22 protein-coding genes are annotated in these 17043 nt (G+C 69.9%); 10 read left to right on the forward strand and 12 right to left on the reverse strand.

All coding sequences use genetic code 11. The features are described from left to right. The 3 genes from DEIPI_RS29580 to DEIPI_RS0108090 all read left to right on the forward strand — a co-directional run. Window positions 1–809 (forward strand): GGDEF domain-containing protein (locus tag DEIPI_RS29580; RefSeq protein WP_157463547.1); only part of this gene is annotated, 809 nt, incomplete at its 5' end. Between the two features lie 36 nt (window positions 810–845). Further along, window positions 846–1307: a DinB family protein gene (locus tag DEIPI_RS0108085; protein ID WP_027481441.1), complete on the forward strand. Its 462-nt coding sequence runs from the start codon at window positions 846–848 to the stop codon at window positions 1305–1307. Between the two features lie 47 nt (window positions 1308–1354). Then, window positions 1355–2572, forward strand: a complete 1218-nt coding sequence (locus DEIPI_RS0108090) for an MFS transporter (protein WP_027481442.1) — start codon at window positions 1355–1357, stop codon at window positions 2570–2572. Here DEIPI_RS0108090 and DEIPI_RS0108095 read toward each other — a convergent pair whose 3' ends face one another. From DEIPI_RS0108095 to DEIPI_RS0108105, 3 genes are read right to left on the reverse strand one after another with little or no spacing between them, the layout of a single operon-like run. Next, window positions 2573–3262 carry a hypothetical protein gene (locus DEIPI_RS0108095; RefSeq protein ID WP_027481443.1) on the reverse strand — a complete coding sequence of 230 codons (690 nt, stop codon included), beginning with the start codon at window positions 3260–3262 and terminating at the stop codon, window positions 2573–2575. Between the two features lie 10 nt (window positions 3263–3272). Then, entirely contained in the window at window positions 3273–4694 is a 1422-nt protein-coding gene (rimO, locus tag DEIPI_RS0108100; RefSeq protein WP_027481444.1) for a 30S ribosomal protein S12 methylthiotransferase RimO, read from the reverse strand. Window positions 4695–4736: 42 nt separating this feature from the next. Then, window positions 4737–5276 carry a YfiT family bacillithiol transferase gene (locus DEIPI_RS0108105; protein ID WP_027481445.1) on the reverse strand — a complete coding sequence of 180 codons (540 nt, stop codon included), beginning with the start codon at window positions 5274–5276 and terminating at the stop codon, window positions 4737–4739. Window positions 5277–5372: 96 nt separating this feature from the next. Between DEIPI_RS0108105 and DEIPI_RS39270 the strand changes: the two genes are divergently transcribed. The 4 genes from DEIPI_RS39270 (at window position 5373) to DEIPI_RS0108120 (ending at window position 6770) form a co-directional block, all read left to right on the forward strand. Beyond that, window positions 5373–5852: a prepilin-type N-terminal cleavage/methylation domain-containing protein gene (locus tag DEIPI_RS39270; RefSeq protein ID WP_027481446.1), complete on the forward strand. Its 480-nt coding sequence runs from the start codon at window positions 5373–5375 to the stop codon at window positions 5850–5852. Next, complete coding sequence (locus tag DEIPI_RS39275; RefSeq protein ID WP_045233909.1) at window positions 5849–6280, forward strand: prepilin-type N-terminal cleavage/methylation domain-containing protein; 432 nt, start codon at window positions 5849–5851, stop codon at window positions 6278–6280. The genes DEIPI_RS39270 and DEIPI_RS39275 overlap by 4 nt, the downstream gene beginning before the upstream one ends. Next, window positions 6252–6356: a prepilin-type N-terminal cleavage/methylation domain-containing protein gene (locus DEIPI_RS36505; RefSeq protein ID WP_084474090.1), complete on the forward strand. Its 105-nt coding sequence runs from the start codon at window positions 6252–6254 to the stop codon at window positions 6354–6356. The genes DEIPI_RS39275 and DEIPI_RS36505 overlap by 29 nt, the downstream gene beginning before the upstream one ends. Before the next feature lie 63 nt (window positions 6357–6419). Further along, window positions 6420–6770: a hypothetical protein gene (locus DEIPI_RS0108120; protein ID WP_027481447.1), complete on the forward strand. Its 351-nt coding sequence runs from the start codon at window positions 6420–6422 to the stop codon at window positions 6768–6770. Window positions 6771–6829: 59 nt separating this feature from the next. On the opposite strand, the gene DEIPI_RS37550 is transcribed toward DEIPI_RS0108120, so the two are convergent. After that, window positions 6830–6979 (reverse strand): hypothetical protein, encoded by a 150-nt coding sequence (locus DEIPI_RS37550; protein WP_157463548.1) that lies wholly within the window; start codon window positions 6977–6979, stop codon window positions 6830–6832. A 195-nt stretch (window positions 6980–7174) separates the two neighbouring features. Here DEIPI_RS37550 and DEIPI_RS0108135 point away from each other — a divergent pair, with 195 nt between their 5' ends. Both DEIPI_RS0108135 and DEIPI_RS0108145 read left to right on the forward strand, forming a co-directional pair. Next, the gene (locus DEIPI_RS0108135) at window positions 7175–7924 is read left to right on the forward strand and encodes a DUF4900 domain-containing protein (RefSeq protein ID WP_027481448.1); all 750 of its coding nucleotides are present in this window, start codon (window positions 7175–7177) and stop codon (window positions 7922–7924) included. A 213-nt stretch (window positions 7925–8137) separates the two neighbouring features. Beyond that, window positions 8138–8965, forward strand: a complete 828-nt coding sequence (locus DEIPI_RS0108145) for a hypothetical protein (RefSeq protein ID WP_027481450.1) — start codon at window positions 8138–8140, stop codon at window positions 8963–8965. Window positions 8966–9026: 61 nt separating this feature from the next. On the opposite strand, the gene DEIPI_RS0108150 is transcribed toward DEIPI_RS0108145, so the two are convergent. Then, window positions 9027–9509 (reverse strand): DUF4384 domain-containing protein, encoded by a 483-nt coding sequence (locus DEIPI_RS0108150; protein WP_027481451.1) that lies wholly within the window; start codon window positions 9507–9509, stop codon window positions 9027–9029. A 125-nt stretch (window positions 9510–9634) separates the two neighbouring features. Between DEIPI_RS0108150 and ftsH the strand changes: the two genes are divergently transcribed. Further along, on the forward strand, window positions 9635–11416 hold the full coding sequence (gene ftsH, locus DEIPI_RS29590) for an ATP-dependent zinc metalloprotease FtsH (protein WP_045233910.1): 1782 nt from the start codon (window positions 9635–9637) through the stop codon (window positions 11414–11416). A gap of 58 nt (window positions 11417–11474) precedes the next feature. On the opposite strand, the gene DEIPI_RS0108160 is transcribed toward ftsH, so the two are convergent. From DEIPI_RS0108160 to DEIPI_RS29600, 7 genes are all read right to left on the reverse strand, one after another. Then, window positions 11475–12263, reverse strand: a complete 789-nt coding sequence (locus tag DEIPI_RS0108160; protein ID WP_027481452.1) for a hypothetical protein — start codon at window positions 12261–12263, stop codon at window positions 11475–11477. A 126-nt stretch (window positions 12264–12389) separates the two neighbouring features. Beyond that, window positions 12390–13250 carry a hypothetical protein gene (locus DEIPI_RS0108165; RefSeq protein ID WP_027481453.1) on the reverse strand — a complete coding sequence of 287 codons (861 nt, stop codon included), beginning with the start codon at window positions 13248–13250 and terminating at the stop codon, window positions 12390–12392. A gap of 90 nt (window positions 13251–13340) precedes the next feature. Continuing rightward, complete coding sequence (locus DEIPI_RS29595; RefSeq protein ID WP_045233911.1) at window positions 13341–14471, reverse strand: mechanosensitive ion channel family protein; 1131 nt, start codon at window positions 14469–14471, stop codon at window positions 13341–13343. A 10-nt stretch (window positions 14472–14481) separates the two neighbouring features. Then, entirely contained in the window at window positions 14482–15501 is a 1020-nt protein-coding gene (gene plsX, locus DEIPI_RS0108175; RefSeq protein ID WP_027481454.1) for a phosphate acyltransferase PlsX, read from the reverse strand. Window positions 15502–15564: 63 nt separating this feature from the next. Beyond that, complete coding sequence (locus DEIPI_RS0108180) at window positions 15565–16164, reverse strand: LabA-like NYN domain-containing protein (RefSeq protein ID WP_027481455.1); 600 nt, start codon at window positions 16162–16164, stop codon at window positions 15565–15567. Between the two features lie 78 nt (window positions 16165–16242). Beyond that, on the reverse strand, window positions 16243–16605 hold the full coding sequence (locus DEIPI_RS0108185; protein ID WP_027481456.1) for a hypothetical protein: 363 nt from the start codon (window positions 16603–16605) through the stop codon (window positions 16243–16245). Then, window positions 16575–17043: tetratricopeptide repeat protein (locus tag DEIPI_RS29600; RefSeq protein ID WP_045233912.1), on the reverse strand; the 469-nt coding region annotated here is incomplete at its 5' end. The genes DEIPI_RS0108185 and DEIPI_RS29600, both read right to left, overlap by 31 nt.

Consider the following 17043-nt stretch of genomic DNA (forward strand, 5'->3'; position numbering starts at 1 on the left):
CGCGGCAGGCGGGCACCCCGACCTACGAGTACGAGGCGCATCGGCTCGTCGCGGAGGCGCGGGCGGCGCTGGGGGACTTCGAGGCCGCGTACCGTCATTACCGCGCCTTCCACGAGCTGGAGGTGAGCGTGCGCGGCGAACGGGCCGAGCGCCGCGCACGGACGCTGCTGTACCAGCTGGAGCTCGACCGCACCCGCGAGGACGCGGAGCGCGCGTGGCGGCGCAGCGAGCAGCTGCTCCTCGCGGAGCGCGAGCGCAGCGCGCAGCTCGACGAGCTCCGGTCGCGCGCGATGGAGCTGGAGTTCCTCGCGAGGCACGATCCGCTCACGCACCTGCTCAACCGCCGCTCGCTGCACGAGCACCTGGAGCCGCGCGCGCGGGAGGTCCTCGCGTCGGGCGTGGCGCTCGGGGTGGCCTTCGTGGACGTCGACCACTTCAAGCGCGTGAACGACGACTTCTCGCACGACGTCGGCGACGAGGTGTTGCGCCGCGTCGCGCGGGTGCTGCGCGACCACACCCGCGCGTCGGACAGCCTGGTGAGGTACGGCGGGGAGGAGTTCCTGCTGCTGATGCCCGGCGTGGGCGCCCACGAGACGCGTGAGCTGTGCGAGCGGTTGCGGGTCCTCGTGGCGTCCCAACCGTGGGAGGAGGTGCGCGCGGGCCTGCGGGTGACGGTCAGCGTGGGCTTCGCGGTGGCGAACGCGCCCGTCACGCTGGAGGCGGCGCGGCGCGCGGCGGACGACTTCCTGTACGAGGCGAAGCGGGGCGGGCGCGACCGTGTGCGCGGCGGCGTGGTAAACGAACGCTGAGCGGCGCGCGCCCCGAACCTTGGTAGGGTGGGTGCCATGCTGAGCCCTACCGCACTGATCGACCGTTTCGAGGAGAACGCCGCGTTCGTGCAGCGCGTCTTCGGCGAGATTCCCGAGGAGCGCCTGCGCGAGCGGCGCGTCGCGGACAAGTGGAGCGCGCACGAGAACCTCGCGCACCTCGGGCAGTTCCATCAGGCCATCCGTGACCGCGTGAACTGGATCGTCACGCAGGACAACCCGACCTTCGAGCGCTACCAGCCCGACGCGGACCCCGGCACGCGCGCGTGGGCGGCGAAGCCCAGCGCGCGGATGCTGGCGGACTTCGTGACGGCGCGGCGCGACCTCGTGGAGTTCCTGCGGGGCCTGCCGGCGGAGGCGTGGGCGCGGCCCGGCACGCACGGCACCTTCGGGACGCTCACGCTGGCGGGCTGGCTGGAGTTCTGGCTGCAGCACGAGGGTCATCACATCTACGTGGCGATGGTCCGCGCGAAGACCTGAGGGGTGCGTGGCGGGGAGGCGCGGCGCCTCGGATAGATTGAGGGGACATGACGACCTCGGCCGCCGCCCGCCCGCCCTTCACGCGTTTCTTCGCCCTGTCGTCGTTCTGGTTCGGCAGCAGCTTCCACTGGCTGCTGCTGCTGCTGATCCTGATGCCCGCCGACGTGGTGCGCCTCGTCGGGGAGGAACGCAAGGGCACCTACCTCGGCCTGCTCGTGGGGATCGGCGCGGTGATCGCGCTGGTGATGCCGCCCCTGGTGGGCGCCCTCTCGGACCGGGTGGGGCGGCGTCTGCCCTTCCTGCGCTGGGGCCTCGTGGTGAATCTCGTGGGGCTCGCGGCGATGGCGCTCGCGCCGACGTACTGGGTGTACGTCGGCGCGTACCTGCTGGTGCAGCTCGGCAACAACGTCGCGACGGGCCCGTACAGCGCGCTCATCCCGGAGCTCGTCTCACCGGAGAAGCGGGGACGCGCGAGCGGCGTGATGGGGTTCCTGCAGGCGGCGGGGCAGTTGCTGGGCGGCGTGGTGGCGTTCGTGCTGGGCTCGGCGGGCCTGCCGGGCTTCGTGTCGTACGGCCTGATCGGGCTGGTGCTGCTCGTGAGCGCCGTCGTGACGCTCACGCAGGTGCCGGAGCCCGCGCCGACGCCGCGCGAGGCCGCGCCGAGCATCCCGTGGTGGCAGCTCTTCGCGATGAACACGTTCCTGTGGGTGTTCGTGACGCGCGCGCTGTTCAGCCTGGGGCAGTACAGCGTGCAGCCCTTCCTGCAGTACTACGTCGGGGACGTGCTGGGTCACACCACGAACGCGGGCACGTACACGAGCGTGATGCTGCTGTGCATCATCGTGGGCAGCATCGCGAGCGCCCTCGTGGGGGGACGCCTGTCGGACCGGATGGGCCGCAAGCCCGTCATCTACGTGGCGGGCACGCTGATGGCGGTGTGCGCGGTGCTGTTCCTCTTCGCGGGCAGCGACGTGGTGGCCTTCATTCTGGCGCTGGTGTTCGGACTGGGGTACGGGGCGTTCATCAGTGTGGACTGGGCGCTCGGCGCGGACGCCATGCCGAGCGCGCGCAGCTTCGCGCGGGACATGGGCGTGTGGCACGTGGCGTTCGTGGCGCCGCAGATGTCGAGCGCTCCGCAGGGCGCGCTGCTCGACTGGGGCAACCGTCAGGGCGACAACCTGGGGTACCTGCTGGTGTTCGGCATCGCGGCGGTGTGCTTCCTGCTGGGCGTGGTGCTCGTGAGGAACATCCGCGACGTGAAGTAGTCAGGGCGTCCAGGGACGCCGCAGGGCGGGCGAGAGCTCACGCGCGCCGAGCTCCCGCGCGACGCGCGTGAAGAGGTCGTCGTGCGCGGGGCTCGTCCACGAGGGGGACTGCACGAGCAGCACGGCCTTCACGCGCGCGGGGTCCGGGAGGGGCTCGCCGCGCGTGAGCGTGACGCGCTCCAGCACGTCCGGCGCGAGGGCCGCGCGCAGTTCCTCCCGGGTGCGGTCGAGATCGAAGCCCTCCGCGACGCGGACGCCCTCGTGCCAGGCGGGGTACACGCAGGTGTAGTTCCTCACGCGTCCGCGCGCGAGCGCGAGACCCGCCCAGTTGCCGGGCCGCACCCGCGCGGGGTCGCCGCTGAGGCTGTACAGGTCGTGGTGGCTGTCGACGTTGACGACGTCCTCGCCGTCCCCGTCGACGTCGCCCAGCCACGTCCAGGCGTCCGCGTGTGTCCACGTGACGGTGGTGGGAACGCCGCGGTACGCGAGGAGCGCGAGGGGATCGCCGAGGAGCGGGAAGTCACTCTGCAGGACGTCCCAGCCGTCCGCGCGCAGGGCACGTTTCCGTGCCCGCTCGCGCCAGCGGTCCACCCGGTCGGCCTCGGTGTCGCGGCTGCCCCACAGGGGGCTGTCGAAGACGTGTTCGGTGGAGGCGGACCAGGCGTCCCAGTCGAGGGAGAGCAGGACCACCCGCGTTCCCTCAGTGCGCGAGCGCGCCGATGAGCGGGACGTTGGGGCGCCACTCGGGGCGCGCGGTGACCTCGCCGTAGAGGTCGTACTCGTCGGCGTCCTCGATGCGCACGCGGACGATGTCGCCGATCTTGACCTTGCCCGCCAACTCGCCGGCGGCCACGTAGACCTGCCCGTCGATGCCGGGCGCGTCGCCCTTGGTGCGGCCCACGAGCTTGGTGCCGGGCAGGTCGCCGTCGTCGTCGTTGTACTCGTCGACGATGACGTCGAGTTCGCGTCCGATCTTCTCCTGGAGCTTCTCGGCGCTGATGCGCTGCGCGACCTCCATGAAGCGGGCGAGGCGTTCCTGCTTGACCTCGTCGGGGACGCGGCCCTCGAAGTGGGTGGCGTCGGCCTCGTCGACCTCGGAGTAGGCGAAGGCGCCGACGCGGTCGAGGCGGGCCTCCTCGAGGAAGTCGAGCAGCAGCTGGAAGTCCTGTTCGGTCTCGCCGGGGAAGCCGACGATGAAGGTGCTGCGGATGGTGAGCTCGGGGCAGATCTCGCGCCAGCGGCGGATGGTGTCGAGCTGTCTGCCCGCGCCGGGACGGCGCATGCGGCGCAGCACGTCGGGGCTGGCGTGCTGGAGGGGCACGTCGAGGTACGGGAGGATCTTGCCCTCGGCCATGAGCTCGACGATGCGGTCCACGTGCGGGTAGGGGTAGACGTAGTGCATGCGGACCCACACGCCGAGCTCGCCGAGCTTCACGGCGAGGTCGGTGAGGTGCGCGCGGACCTGCCCGCCCTGGAATTCGCTCTCGCGGTGGCGGAGGTCCACGCCGTAGGCGCTGGTGTCCTGCGAGATGACCATGAGTTCGCGCGTGCCCGCCGCGACGAGGCGGAAGGCCTCGTAGAGCACCTCGCCCGCGTCACGCGAGACCTGCAGGCCGCGCAGCTTGGGGATGATGCAGAAGGCGCACTTGTGGTTGCAGCCCTCGGCGATCTTGAGGTAGCTGTAGTGTCTGGGCGTGAGCTTGACGGGGGCGGCGTCGCGGCCCGCGCCGATGGTGGGGATGAGGCTGGTGAAGGGGTTCTCGTCCGGCGGGATGAGCTCGTGGACGGCCTTCATGACGCCCTCGACGTCCTGCGAGCCGGTGATGGCGTGCACCTTGGGGTGCCGTTCGAGGATCTGGTCGGGGCGTTCGCCGAGGCAGCCCGTGACGATGACGCGGCCCGTCGCGTCGAGCGCCTCGCCGATGGCGGAGAGGCTTTCCTCCACGGCGGGGGTGATGAAGCCGCAGGTGTTCACGATGACGGTGTCGGCGTCCTCGTACGTCCCGGCGACGGCGTACCCCTCGGCGCGCAGCTGCGTGAGGATGCGTTCGCTGTCGACGAGTGCCTTGGGGCACCCGAGGCTGATGAATCCGACCTTCTTCGTGTCTGCGCTTGCCGTCATACAAAGAAAAATTGTACCGCGTGAAGGCGGGGTAAAGGAGCCTCAGGGCACGTTGCGCGCGGTCCAGCCTTCACGTTCGGAGAGGGCCGTGACGTGCGCGAGGTGGTGGCGTCCGTGCCAGGCGTACTGCGCGAGGGCGGTGTCGAGCCGCACGGTCTCGCCCGAGGCGGGGTGGTGGAAGGTGCGGGCCCAGGCTTCGCCCGGCAGGTCGCGCCACAGGGCGGCCCAGCGTTCGTGCAGGGCGCCGAGGAGACTCAGGGAGACGTCGACGGGAAGACGTGAGTCGGGCAGGCTTGCCCAGGCGGCCTCGTCGTAGGGGCGCACGGTGGGATGGTCCTCGGTGAGGGCGAGCTTCACGCGGACGTAGGCGTTCATGTGACTGTCGGCGACGTGGTGGACGACCTGCCGGACGGTCCAGCCGCCCTCGCGGTACGGCGTGTCGAGCCGGTCGTCGTCGAGGTCGCGGACGGCGGCGCGCAGGCGCTCGGGAAGGGTGGCGAGGTCGAGGATCAGGGCGGCGCGCGCGGGGGCGTCGTAGGTGGCGGGGAGGAAGGGGCCGATGGGGAAGCGGACGTCGTTCATGGCTGCATTCTCGTTGACCGCGAGTTGTCCAGCTCACCCCCTCAGGATGAAGGCAAAGTTTAAAAATGCCGCGCCTCATTATGGTGATATGAGATAGTGAGCAACTCCACCCTCCCTCGCTCCTCACGGTCGGGACTGACCCTGCTGGAGCTCCTCGTGGCGCTCGCGGTGCTCGGGATCGCCCTCGCACTCGTCGGCCTCGGGCTGGGCTCGTGGCGGACCCGGCTCAGCGGCGAGCAGTTCGTGCAGGGCCTCGCCTACGACCTCAACCTCAGCCGCTCCCGCACCATGGCCACCGCCGTCACCCAGCGCGTCGTCCTCGTGGACGCCTCCACCTACCGGGTCGAACGCCAGACCGCCACAGGCTGGCAGACCACCAGCACCGTCCGCGCGCGCGGCGCGGCCCTCACGTCCCTCGCGGGCGGCGCCTGCCGCTTCGAGTACGACACGCGCGGCTTCATGTTCGCCTACACCTGCGGCGGCAACCTCACCAGCAACACCAACGTCACCGCCACCGTCGCGGGCAAGGCCCGCACCGTCACCGTCACCGCGCTCGGCATCGCGAGGGGCCTGTGAAGCGCGCGCCCGGCCTCACCCTCGTGGAGGTGCTCGTCGCGATCGCCGTCGTGGGCGTCATCGTCGCGGTCGTCTCTCCCCTGCTCATCACCAGCATGAGCGGCAACGCCTCGTCGCGCGAACGCACCCGCGCCATCGGCGCGGCCGAGACGTGGCTCGACCGCTACCGCGCGCTGCGCGAACCCTTCCCCACCACGGGAAGCGCGACGTACACGTACGGCTACGGCTTCGACTTCGCCACCGACGGCGTCTCCGCTCACTCCACGGACGCCGCCGCCCTCAATACCCAGATGCAGAAGTACCGGAGCGTCATCGACGTCACCCGCGTCTCCACGGGCACCAGCGCCGTCCTGTGGGAGATCCGCGCGAACGTCTGGTTCCGCCAGGGAGGTGAGCAGCATGTCGAACTCTCGACCCGCGTCACGTAGTAGGGCGGGCCTCACCCTCGTCGAGCTGCTCGTCGCGCTCGTCCTGGGCACCATCGTCCTCGTCGCCACGCTGTAGTTCCTCACGACCTCCACCCGCGCGTAGATGCGTGAGTAGTTCGGCCTGCCCCTGCAGGAGGGCATGCGCGCCTCCCTCGAGCTCATCGCGATGGAGGGACGCGAGGCGAGCGGCCCGCGGCTCGTCATGAACGGCGGCGCCTTTCCCGTTCCGACCGCCTTCGCGGCCAGCGTCTCCACGTCGTCACGCCTCACCTTCATCACCCTCGACCAGCCGGGCGACCAGCCCGGCACGACCCGCTTCCTGATCCCCCAACCCAACGGCTACCCCAACAGCCGCGCCCTGCCGAACGCCTCGTCCACGCCTATCGTCACGCCCAACTCGGCCGGGAAGGACTGCACCGACGTCTTCCGGGGCGGCGAGTGGGCCCTCACGATCTCCGGCAACGTCAGCGCCCTCGTGCAGACCGCCTAGAACAACCCCTGCGTCTCCGGCAGCGGGCCCGGCGCGGGCGGACAGGTCCTGCACCCCGGTCAGCAGCTGACCGGCGTCACCTGGACGCCGAACGCGTAGCTCATCCGCGTGAACGTCGTGGAGTACAGCGTCGGCACGGTCGGCGGGCAGTCCGCGCTGCTGCGGCGCGTGAACGGCGGCACCGCGTAGGTCGTCGCGTACGACGTCACGAACTTCTCCGTGGAGTACTCGATCAACGGCGGCGGCACCTACGTGCCCACCGCCAGCCCGCGCGTCGACGCGATCCGCGTGACCCTCACGGGCCGCCCCACGGTCCCCGCCGGGTAGACGGCCACGCCCCTGACCCTCACGCAGACGATCTTCATGCGCCGGACCACCATCACGCCGACCCCGGGAGGCGCGCCGTGAACACCACCAGAACCCACGGGTACGCCATGATCACCGCGCTCGTCACGTTGACCATCGTCGGCCTGATCACCGCGCTGATGATCAGCAGCACCGTCAGCGAGATGCAGCAGGTCGGCAACAGCCAGGCGGTCGCCCGCACCCGATCTGCCGCCGAGGCGGGACAGGCCGACGCGTCCTTCTATCTCGTCGGGGCAGGCCTCACGGACGTGAACGCCGTGCTGCAGACGTACGTGAACCGCTTCGCCACGTCGAACGGCAACGCCGCCGACGAGGATATCGTCACCAGGAACGACTACCCGGCCGTCAGCGCCGCCCTCAACGCCCGCCCCGGCATGAGCATGACCGGACAGGTCGGCGGCGTGAGCTACACCGCCAGAATCACCTTCGGCGAGGCCATCGTCACGGACGCACGCACCAACGTGAACCAGACGTACTACCTGCCCTACACCGTCACCTCCACCGGTCGGGACGGACAGTACACCCGGACCGTCACGAGCCAGGGTCAGCTCAAGGTGGTGCTGGGCCGTACCTACCTCAACCAGTACGTGCTCCTCGCGGACGACGGCGGCAGCCAGCAGGGCAACTTCTACGCGACCGGCATGAGCTACGACGGCCCCGTCCACATCAACAGGAACTGGCGCTTCGCGGGCCGTCCGCAGTTCCTGATGGGCGCCACGACCGCCGCCGCCACCGTGCAGATGTACCGCTGCACCCAGCCCGCCAAGTACGTCGACGTGAGCGTGTAGGCCACCGACTGCACCGCCCCCGACTGGAACGGACGCGGCCTGCTCTACGGCCAGTCCAACGTGAACCTGCCGAACAACAGCTTCTCGCAGTAGAACGCCGCGCTCGGCCTCGACCCGCTCGGCACGACGGCGCCCTCGACGCCCGCCCTCTGCACCGCCCTCGGGGCCGCCGCGCCGACTCCCTGCAACCAGAACAACCCGCCCGCCGGCGGCGTGTACCTGCCCAGGAACGGCAGCGCCCTCAAGGGCGGCATCTACGTGCAGGGTGGCGCCTCGGACGTGCTGCTGCGCGTCGACACCAGCGGACGGCAGGTGTACGAGATCACGGACGCGGCGGGCGTGAAGACGACCGTCACGGTGGACGCCACGGCGGGCAGCACGACCGTCGTCACCTCCCGCCCGAACGGCAACGGGCAGCCCACCGTGAGCACCGCCACGTATACCGGCGTGCCCAACGGGCAGCTCTTCGTGAACGGCACCATCGGCGGCCTGCGCGGCCCGGCCCGCACGGGCACCCTGCCCTCCCCCGCCCCGGACACGTCCACGCCCTCGCAGGTGCCGCCCGCGGTCGCCTCGACGTCACAGCTCAACATCGCCGCCTCCGGGGACGTCGTCGTGACGGGCGACCTGACGTACAGGGACGACCCCCGCACGGTGAGCGGCGCGAAGAACGTCCTCGGGATCATCTCGGGTTCCGGCAACGTCCGCGTGGGCGCCGCCGCCCCGAACGACCTGTACCTGCACGGCGCGATCCTCGCGGGCGCGAGCGGCAAGGGGCTGCAGGTGGACGGCTACAACAGCGGCCCCGCGCGCGGCTCCATCCACCTGCTGGGCAGCCTCGCGGAGTCCTCCGATCCGCCGCGCGGCGTCGGCAGCATCGACGCCGCCGGGAACGTCTCCATCGTCAACGGCTACGGGGACGCGTTCCACTTCGACCAGCGCTTCCTCAACGGCGGCACCGTCCCGCCCTTCTTTCCCGCCACGACCCGCTTCGAGGCGAAGTCCAGCTGGCCCGACCAGCAGGCGTGGCGCGAGAACTGACCCGCACGCCATCCACGAGGGACGGCCGGAGGATCACCTCCGGCCGTCTTTTTCGCGCCGCTCAGCGGATGTAGAAGAACGTCTCGTAGACGTCGCGCTGCTCCACACCGTAGGGACGCACGTACGACTCCGTGTAGGTGTTCCATTCGCCGCGGCTGTACTGCCCGCGGAACACGAGGGTGCTGCTGGGCCGCTCCGTCGTGAAGATCACGCGGACGCGCTGCACGCCGCGCGGCGGGGTGATCTGGAACCGGTTGTCCGCGCCGATCGTGGAGGTGCCCGCCCGGACGAAGGCGTTGTTCAGCAGGACGTCGCCGCGCCCGTCCGGATCGAGGGACACGACGGTGACGTACCCGTCGCGGGCGGTGCTGAGGTTGAAGCGGATGCGCTCGCCGACGAAGTAGGTGCTGCCCTCACCGCGGTCGGGCTGGAAGTTCGTGACGAGGTTCGCCTGGGAGACGTTGACGCTCACGCCGGGACGCACCGAGACGGTACAGGCGCCCAGCCCGAGGGACAGCGCGGCCAGCAGAAGGGACTTCTTCATGATCACGACGGTAGCGGGGACCGCTGACCCTCTCCTGATCGGAGCGTGAAGGGACGCTCGGCAAACACCATGCAGATTGCGAGATGAGGCCGGGCGGCGCGCGTCCGGGCACTCTAGAGTGAGGTATGCGCCTCGTGTTGCGAAGCCTCGTGCTGACCGCGCTGCTGAGCACACCCGTGCTCGCGCAGGACCAGTACTCCGTCGGGCAGTTCTTCAAGGACCTCGACCGCGGCGAGATCTCGACCGTCCAGGTGGACGCTTACGGGAACGCCCACGTGGAAGTCCGCGGCGGCTCCCCCCAGAACACCGTCATTCCCACCTCACCGGACGTGCTCGGCCGCATCCGCGCCTCGGGCGCGGAACTCACCGTCGTGGGCGGCGGGCGGTCCTTCGGCTGGATCGTGCAGCTCCTCCCCGTGATCCTCACCGGCCTGATCCTGTTCGTGTTCTGGCGCAGCATGCGCGGCGGCGGCGGAGGCGGCGCCAGCAACACGTTCGGGCGTTCACGTGCTCACGTCTTCAGCGAGGGGCAGGTGAAGGTCACGTTCACCGACGTGGCGGGGTGCGACGAGGCGAAGACGGACCTGCAGGAGGTCGTGGAGTTCCTCCGCAGCCCCGAACGCTTCCACTCCCTCGGCGCCCGCATCCCCCACGGCATCCTCCTCGTCGGCCCTCCCGGCAGCGGCAAGACCCTGCTGGCCAAAGCCGTCGCCGGCGAAGCCCGCGTGCCCTACTTCAGCATCAGCGGCAGCGACTTCGTCGAGATGTTCGTCGGCGTCGGCGCCGCCCGTGTCCGCGACCTGTTCGATCAGGCCAAGAAGGCCGCGCCGTGCATCGTGTTCATCGACGAGATCGACGCGGTCGGCCGCAAGCGCGGGCTGAACTTCAACGGCGGGAACGACGAACGCGAACAGACCCTCAACCAGCTGCTGGTGGAGATGGACGGCTTCGAGAGCAAGCACGACATCATCGTGCTGGCCGCGACCAACCGACCGGACGTGCTGGACGCCGCGCTGCTGCGCCCCGGGCGGTTCGACCGGCAGGTGGTGGTGGACGCGCCGGACGTGCGGGGCCGCGAGCACATCCTCAAGATCCACGCCCGCAAGAAGCCCCTCGACCCCTCGGTGAACCTCACGACGCTCGCGCAGCGCACGCCGGGCATGGTGGGGGCGGACCTGGAGAACCTCCTCAACGAGGCCGCCCTGCTCACCGCCCGCGACGGGCGCGGCAAGATCACCATGCGCGACCTCGACGAGGCCGCCGACCGCGTCCTGATGGGCCCGGCCCGCAAGAGCCGCGTCGTGCCCGAACACGACAAGAAGGTCACGGCGTACCACGAGGTAGGGCACGCGCTCGTCGCGCAGCTGCTGCCGCACGCGGACCGCGTGCACAAGCTCACCGTCGTCCCGCGCGGCGGCGCCGCCGGGTACATGCTGCCCCTCCCCACCGACCGCGTGCACTACACCCGCGAGGTCCTGGAGGACTCCATCGCCGTGGCGCTCGCCGGGCAGGCCGCCGAGGAGGTCACCTTCGGCGACATCACCACGGGCGCGCAGAGCGACTTCCAGAAGGCCACCAACATCGCCCGCAAGATGGTCACCGAGTGGGGCATGAGCGAGAAGCTCGGCAAGGTCGCGAACCTCAGCGAGTCCGACACCTTCCTCGGGCCGGTCGCGCAGCAGGGCGCGTACAGCCAGCTCACCGCGCAGACCATCGACGACGAGGTCAAGCGCATCATCGACACGCAGTACACGCGCGTTCGGACGCTGCTACAGGAGTACCTGCCGCGCGTGCACGCCATCGTGGAGGAGCTGCTCGTCCGCGAGACCCTCAGCGGTGAGGAATTCCAGACGCTGCTCTCCGGCGGCCGCATCGAGGGCGGCGGGATGTACGCGGCGGGCGACTGAGCCCGCGAAAGCAGGAAACGCCCCCGGTCCAGGTGGACGCGGGGGCGTTCGTCATCGGCTAGTCACGGGGAGGTGTAAGTTCTCGGGTCGCCCTGATGGTCTGCAATCCGAGGGGAACCAGCAGTCCGAGAGTGAGGATCAAGAAAGGACCATACCGGCCCTCGCGGAACTCATGCACCGCGACCGCCAGGACGGGCACGACCAGAAGGGCGGCCAGCAGTCCGGCGAGCAACGTGACGATCAGGACGTCGGACCCCACGAGGAGGCTCCACCATGCTGCCCACCAGACGGCGACAAGGGCAATCTCGACCGTGAAGAATCCTGGGTCCGCCAGGGCGGACAGGACGAGGATGACCCCGCAGAGGCCGCTCAGGAGCAGCAGGCTTCCCCCGGCGGTAAAGCCTACGACCACCCGCAAGTGGTGTACCCGACTCCGAAAGTGGAGGCGTTCCTCGGGATCGGGCATGTCCCACCGGAGGTAGAATTCGTTGCTCATCCACACCCATGACGAGCGCGTGAGAGCGCTGCTCACGCCACAGATAAGAGGCCATGCGAGGCGCAACCCTCCGTTACCGTGGATGATCACGATGCTTTGGGCTGCCAGTACGGTCATGACGAGGCACGCGACGATTCGCAGTACCCGTCGGGCTCGTCCGGTGATTCCACTGCGCGTGAGGAACGCCGGGCTATCAAAGGTGAGGACACCCAGGAGGGCACCCGTCAGCAACAGCAGCAGAACCTCGGGAAATGCTGCCGGCGAGCGCAGCGTCTCGATGGTGCTGTAGATCAGAACGGCCGAAATGACGAAAAGAAACAGGCCGAGGACATAAAGTTTTCTATTCTGCATGTCAAGAAAAAAATGGACTGCCCTCAGCGTAGGGCAGCGCCGACGACGTCGACGTCAACTACCGCACCCAGGCCGACAGCACAAGAAACGCCCCGGTCTGCCTCTGGACCGGGGGTGTCTATGAACCTATCGGTTGTCGTCCTCGTGATCGACCTCGTACCAGAGGTCGACGACTCGGTCGAGTCCCCAGAAGAAGCCGAACACCGAGACGCTGACCACCATCAGCACCATCGGGAGCGGATTCCCCGTCAGGAGGTGCCAGCTGGCGAAGACGTGGGTGACGAGAGCTCCGCTGAGGATGAGGAGGCGCAACAGCCGACGGCGCGAGGGCCGGAGACGTCGCTGAATGCCCAGGAAAACCCAGTAAGCCACACTCCACACCGCCACGAGCGTCATGGAGGACCCCCAGGGGGCGCCCAAGATCAGTTTCCACACGGTAAAGGTCACACCTGCGCCGATGGCGAAGCCGGACGCGCCCATGACTGCGGCGGCGGCGAGCATCGCCCGGAGAGGCTCACGCAGCGCTGAACGGGTGCGGCGGGCACGACCTCGCCTCCCCAGATACCATCGCCAGGTTCGGGAGCTACAGTCGAGCCCCGACTGGGTGAACCAAGTCAGGGCGACGCCGGTCAGGAACCAGGCAAAGAGATGCTGATTGGTGTAGACCATCACCGCCGCGAGCAGGACGAGCACGACGCTCTGGACGGCGCAGAAGGAAGCGAGCGCGCTCCGCTCTTCGCCCGCGTTCAGCACGACGCTCGGGAGATAGCCGACGACGCCCCCGGCAAGGAGGAGGACATTTCCCTGAAGGAAGCCGTCTGGTGGAAGCGAGGCCGAGAAAACCTCGGGCAGGAACACACGGAGCAGCGCCGTGCTGACGGCCAGCACCATAACTTCCCACACGCTGCGCCGGAACTCGACGCGAGCCAAGCGGCCCGGCAAGGACCGGACGCCTTCGAGAAGACGCCGCAAGAATTCGATAATCACAGACGATTTCCAGAAACGATACTGCCCTCACGCTAGAGCAGAAGGGCCGGGCGCGCGTCACCGACCGCACCCGGCCCTCCCCCACCGCGCTCAGCCGTCGGTAGGCTGGCGTTTCTCGTCACGGGCGGCGGGCGCCGTGGGCGCGCCGTCCTCCGTGCGGAACACCATCAGCTGCGGTCGCAGACCGCCGAGGCCCGCGCCGTCCATCGCGAGCTTCATGCGGCGGTTGAATTCCCGTCCGATGCCCCACTGCTCCTTCGGGAGGACCTTGAACAGGGCGCGCACCTCGAAGCCGTCCTTCGTGAAGTTCGAGACGCCCTCCATGGTGGGCGGCTCCAGGAACTTCGTGGCCCACGCGGGGTCCTGGTAGAGCGCCTGCGAGACGCGGTCGAGCAGCGCGATCGCCTCGTCCGGGTCGGCGGTGAGCGGGAGGTTCACGCTCGCGACGACGCGTGACCAGTCCTTGCTCATCACGCTGACGGTGTTGATCTGGCCGTTCGGGATGAGGTGCAGCGTCCCGTCGAGGGCGCGCAGGCCCGTCACGCGCAGGTTGAGGCGCTCCACCCCGCCGGACAGGGAACCGCCGTTCACGGTGATGACGTCCCCGACGCCGTACTGGTCCTCCAGCAGGATGAAGAAGCCGTTGATGACGTCCTTGATGAGGCTCTGCGCGCCGAAGGACACGGCGAGGCCGAACACGGACACGCCCGCGAGGAGCGTGGTGGTGCGCACGCCGAGGTTGTCGAGGATCGTCACGAACGCCACCACGATGATCGCGACGCGCGCGCTGGACTCCACGACGCCCTTGAGCGTCGCGACGCGGACGGTGCGGCGGTTGAAGTCGTCGGCGGGCACGACGCGCGCCGAGAGGGTCGTGACGAGGTTCCACGCGACGATCGCGAGGACCAGCACCAGCAGGATGCGGCCCGCCGATTCGCGCAGCCACGCGGAGATGGCCTCGCCGTGCCCTGCGAGCGGTTCGAGCGGCGCCCCGACGACGTTCACGACGAGCGCCGCGAGGGTGTAGAACACCGCGACGCTCCACAGGACCCGCAGGGGGCGTTCGAGCGGGTCGGGCACGCGGTCGTGGATGAGGTCGAGCAGGCGCAGCCCGAGCCGCCACGCGCCGAGCGCGACGACCACGTCGAAGGCGAGCAGCAGCCACGTGCCGGGCCGCGAGAGCGCGTCCCCGACCGGGCTGACGAGGTCCGGGAAGGTCAAGGGCGGCTCCTCACGGGGTGGTGACCTCCGCGAGCGCTCCGGCGAGGCGCTCCACGAGCCTGGCGTCCCGCGCGCGGGACGCGCGGATCAGGGCGTTCTTCACGGCGCGCGCGTCCGCGCTGCCGTGCCCGATGAACGAGAGGCCCCGCACGCCCAGCAGGGGCGACGCGCCGTACGTGCTGGGGTCGAGCCGCTCCGCGACGCCGCGCAGCGAGTCCCGCACGAGCAGCGCGCCGAGCTTCGCGCGCCACGAGCTCGTCAGGGCCTCCTTCACCCAGGAGAACAGCACCTTCGCCTCTCCCTCCGCGAGCTTCAGGACGATGTTGCCCGTGAAGCCGTCCATCACGACGATGTCGGTCGTGCCCTTGAAGACGTCCTTGCCTTCCACGTTGCCGCGAAAGTTCAGGTCCGGCATGGCGCGCAGCAGGCCGTGCGCTTCGAGCACGAGCGCGTTGCCCTTGTGGTCCTCCTCGCCGATGGAGAGCAGGCCCACGCTGGGGTTCTCGCGGCCCTCCAGGGTGCGCAGGTAGACGCTCGCGAGCCGCGCCCACTGCGCGAGGTACTGCGGCTTCACGTCCGTGTTCGCGCCGACGTCCAGCAGGGCGCAGAAGCTCTTCTGCGTGGGGACGAGGCTCAGGATCGCCGGACGGTCCACGCCGCGCAGGCGCCCCAGCGTGAGCAGGCTGCTGGCCATGGTGGCGCCGCTGTGCCCCATGCTGACCACGGCGGCGGCGCGCCCGTCCTTCACGAGGCGCGTCGCGACGTTGATGCTGGCCTCCGTGCGTCCACGCACGTCCGAGGCGTGCTCGTCCATGCCGATCACGTCGGACGCCTCCACGATCTCGATGGGGAGGCCCTGCGAGTTCGGGTGCCGCGCGAGTTCCGCGTGGAGCTTCACGGTGTCGCCGACGAGCAGCACCGACACGCCCGCGCGGGCCGCCGCGACGGCGCCCTCGACGTTCGGGGCGGCGCCGAAGTCGCCACCCATGGCGTCGAGGGCGATGGGAAGAACGGGGGTGGGGTCAGTCATGCAGAAAATAGTAGAGCGTTTGCCCGCCCCCGTGCGTTCGGGCCCCAGCGGTCCGACCGGAGTTCAGCGCTCGGTGCGCTCCTCCTCGCCGTCCTCGCCGGACACGGGCCCCGTCACGTAGAACGGGCGGGATTCCGCGCCGCGCAGTTCGGACGGCAGGCGGTACCCGGGGCGCTCCACGCTCGTGCGGATGTCCTTGAGGTCCACGTACTCGTCGGCGACGTTGCGCAGTTCGTAGCTCGTCATCTCCGGGATGCTCGCGACGACGACGCGCTTGCCCTTGTAGCGCAGCACCTCCACGGGCCGCTCGAAGTCCCCGTCGCCCGTGAGGAGCACCGCCGTGTCGAACAGGTCCGCCGTGGCCAGCAGGTCCGTGACGAGCTCGATGTCGAGGTTCGCGCGGCGGTGCGTCTCGCCGCTGTCGTCCGTGAGTTCCCGCAGGGGCTTCGTACGGACCGTGTAGCCCATGTAGGTCAGCGCGTCGATGAAGCGCTTCTGCTTGTCGTCCATGGGGTACGGCACGGCGGTGTAGTAGAAGGCGTTGTACAGCTTGCCCATCCCGGAGAAGTGCTCCAGGATCTTGCGGTGATCGAAGTTCCAGCCGAGCCGCTTGGCGGCGGCGTAGACGTTGGCTCCGTCAATAAACAGTGCGATTCTCTCCATGCGTGTGCTCCATTCTCGTGAAATCAGTGTCAGTGCGTTCAGCATATCGGACGCCACCTGACACGCACAAGGCGAATCTCATGGGCGCGCGCTGAACGTGGACCCGGCCCGTCGCGGCGGGGGCGACGCCGCATCGAGCGCGAACGCGACGGCCTCCGCGGGGTCGAGCGTCTCGCCGCCCGCCGTGAGGCCCGTCACGTCCGCCACGCGCTCCGAGACGCGGGCGCGCACGTCCGCCTCGAGCTGCCGCAGTCCCTCCGCGAGGGGCACGCCGACATGCCGGGCGGTCCCGGCGACCGCGCCGAGCAGGACGGCCGCGCGGTCCGGGCGGCCCGTCTCCAGCTCCAGTTCCGAGAGTTCGAGCAGCACGTTCGGGAGCCGCGTGAACTTCCCGAGACGCCGCAGGAGCGTCAGCGACTCTGACAGGTACCCGCGCGCCACGTCCGCCCGGCCGCGCGCGCCGCGCGGGCACAGTTGAACGCCGTGACCGCCACGCCCTGCACGTCACCGAGGGTGCGTTTGATGGCCAGGCTCTCGTCGTACAGCGCGAACTGCTCCGCCGGGTCCTCCGTGACCGCGCCGAGGTTGCCGAGCGCGTACGCCACGCCCTGCGCGTCCTGCACCTCGCGTTTGAGCTCCAGGCTGCGGCGGAAGTGCCGCCGGGCCCCCTCGTCGTCCTGCTGGTAGGCGCGCAGGATCCCGAGGTCGTTCTCGGTGGTGGCGAGCGCGTACGCGTCGCCGAGCCTCGCGCTGACCGACGCGGCCTGCCCCAGCAGCGTCTGCGCCTCGTCGAGCCGTCCGAGGTCACGGTTCATCACGCCCGTCGCGTGCAGCACCTCCGCCTCGCCGCGCGCGTCGCCGAGGGCGCGCCAGCCCGCG

This window comes from Deinococcus pimensis DSM 21231, assembly GCF_000519345.1.
GTDB classification, from domain to species: domain Bacteria; phylum Deinococcota; class Deinococci; order Deinococcales; family Deinococcaceae; genus Deinococcus_A; species Deinococcus_A pimensis.